We start from the raw sequence: 262 nt of genomic DNA, 5'->3' as shown, positions 1-262 counted from the left end.
CGATCGCCGCGGCCGCGCCGGCCGCGTGGGCGCAGAACTCGCAGCGCTCGGACGAGGGCACCGGTGCGCCGAATCCGTCGATGGACATGTCGACGCCGGGCGCGAACGGCAATACGGCCGCGCCGCCTCCGCCGGCGGGCACGCAACGGCATGGCGCGAAGCACGGGATGCGTTCGCACAGCGGGGCGGCAGGCCACGTGAAGCCGGGCGGCGGCCCGAACGGCGCCGGCCAGGGCGGTAGCGGCGCCGCGGGCGGCGGGGT

At 78.6% G+C, this 262-nt stretch carries 1 pseudogene; it reads left to right on the top strand.

Annotated elements, in window-relative coordinates:
• A pseudogene (locus A9Z05_RS37815) lies at positions 1-262 on the top strand (hypothetical protein); the annotation flags it as partial.

Source organism: Burkholderia sp. A2 (genome assembly GCF_001729305.1).
In the GTDB taxonomy this organism is placed as follows: domain Bacteria; phylum Pseudomonadota; class Gammaproteobacteria; order Burkholderiales; family Burkholderiaceae; genus Burkholderia; species Burkholderia sola.
This window is presented reverse-complemented; position numbering and strand designations above follow the sequence as displayed.